Consider the following 1,898-nt stretch of genomic DNA (forward strand, 5'->3'; position numbering starts at 1 on the left):
AAGAGCCCCGCAGCAGGCGGCGGGGTGCATCCGAAGGAGCGCAACAGCGTGGAGCACCCGGACCCGCGCAGCGGGCCGGGTTGCACCCCGTCGCGGCGGGGCTACAGGGCCGTGACGCCCCCCGTCACTCTGGAGCCGAGGCAAACGCCGCCGCGCAACCAAAGCGTGGCGACAACCGGAGGGGAGCTGAAGGCGGACCGACAGGCCCGGTCAGCAGGGCCGGGCCAAGTGTCAGCGATCGCACCGGCACTGCCGACGAGACGGCAGTGCCGGCTCGGCTGGAGCGCAGCGGAAGGAGAGCGCGATCAGGTCGAGACGGCCTGAGACACAATCTGCTCGAGCCTCAAATTTCTTTTCTCGCCCTGGCGTACAATCGGCGGTGCTGGCGTGATCAGGCGTAGTTTCAGTGCTTTGGCGCCGTTTTCGGCACTCTTGACGCCGACCGCAAGCCAGCAAATCTCACAGCGAAGGAGCAAGAGAACCAACCACAGTACAGGAAGACCACGCCATGACCGAACAGCCCCCGGACCGCATCCTGCGCCTCAATGCCGTCCTCGATCGCACCGGCCTGACCCGCGCCACCCTCTATCGCAAGATCCAGGCGGGCACGTTTCCCAAGCAGGTCCGCATCGCCACACGCTGCACTGGCTGGCGCGAATCCGCCATCCGTGAATGGATGCGTAATCCCATGTTCTATCGCGTGGATGACACCCGCTAAGGCACGCAGGTGAGCATACTACCGTACGCGTTGTGCCAACGCTCAGCCTAGCGGAATGCCGGAATCTGGGACGAAGCCGTCGTTCCAATGCGGAAGGTCGAACGCCACCTCTTGTGAGGAACCGACATTCAGGGTCTACCTGGCTGATATACCAGAACGAAAGAAGGTGGGCTGTCTGCTGAAGCCAACGCCGGTTGGAGCGGCGCTTTGCCGATCGTTCACTCCAGATCCAGCCGTGCCAGTTCCGCCGCAACCTTGTCGACCGCCACCCCTGCCGCCGTGCCGTCGGAACCAAACGCTGCGTCGACGTCATCCTCGAAGCGCCTGTCCGAAGCGTTTTTCCCCCAATCAATATAACGGACGGCGAACCGCAGGAGATCACAGAGGACGATCGTGAACTTGCCCTTGTCGGTCTTAGGCACATAAACGAAGCCGTCTTTGTGGATATGATCTTCGTAGTTGTCGAAGTGCGGATGCACGAGCCTGAATGCGTCGGTGTGGTTGGGGTACGTCTTGCGGCCGGGATTCTTGAGGACCTCCTTGTTGGTCTTCGCAAGGTTGCATTCGGGACAGGAAGCCGCAAGGTTTTCCGGCGTGAACAGAAACCATGGGTACTTTGCCCGATCGACGATGTGGTCGAGGTCCCAGCTACGGTGAAACGTCGTGGCTAGGTGCCGGGCGCAATAGCAGCAGCGCTCGCCCTGCGCAGCGATGTAGAAGGTTTTTACCCTTCCCCGGAGCCCGGCCAAGGCCTCGTCGCTCCAGTACGAGCTCAGCTTGTCTGCCCGCGGCTTGGCGTTAAACGCGTTCACCAAGGCCACGTCCGACTCTGACCACATTATCGGAGCGGCAATCACCGCCGTCCGCTCCGCTGCGCAACTCCCTGGAGCTCGCCGATGAGGCGGGCAACAGGGCTATTTTGGTCGAGCCTGGGGAGGCTCTCGCTCAAAACATCCAGGATTTCCTTAAACGCAGGCGTATCCGACTTGCCGTCAGCGGCCAGACGAAGCGCCTTGATGATCTCTTCTTTCAGGTAGAGGTTGTTGCGCCCTGGTTCATCGAAATGCGTCGCTAAAAGGAAGTCGATGGACTTGCCCGCCACTTGGCGGCCATCCTCGCTTCGACGCCTGTCCGGATCAAGAGATACTACGTTCGAAGCTCCGGGATCAATGTCAGCCAG

General features: G+C 61.5%; 3 protein-coding genes. 1 reads left to right on the top strand and 2 read right to left on the bottom strand.

Going from position 1 to position 1,898, the window contains the following annotated elements:
* Window positions 1-508: 508 nt before the first annotated feature.
* Window positions 509-718, top strand: coding sequence for a helix-turn-helix transcriptional regulator (locus tag SCA01S_RS21495; protein WP_062788854.1), 210 nt, complete (start codon window positions 509-511; stop codon window positions 716-718).
* 218 nt (window positions 719-936) lie between these two features.
* On the opposite strand, the gene SCA01S_RS21500 is transcribed toward SCA01S_RS21495, so the two are convergent.
* On the bottom strand, window positions 937-1,539 hold the full coding sequence (locus SCA01S_RS21500) for an HNH endonuclease (RefSeq protein ID WP_167542941.1): 603 nt from the start codon (window positions 1,537-1,539) through the stop codon (window positions 937-939).
* A gap of 32 nt (window positions 1,540-1,571) precedes the next feature.
* The coding region (locus SCA01S_RS21505; protein WP_218016428.1) for a hypothetical protein at window positions 1,572-1,898 on the bottom strand (327 nt) is incomplete at its 5' end.

It is taken from the genome of Novosphingobium capsulatum NBRC 12533 (assembly GCF_001598375.1).
GTDB classification, from domain to species: Bacteria; Pseudomonadota; Alphaproteobacteria; order Sphingomonadales; family Sphingomonadaceae; genus Novosphingobium; species Novosphingobium capsulatum.

Excerpts from the sequence above, each read along its gene's own strand:
- SCA01S_RS21495 (WP_062788854.1), top strand. The coding sequence starts at position 509 with ATGACCGAACAGCCCCCGGACCGCATCCTGCGCCTCAATGCCGTCCTC.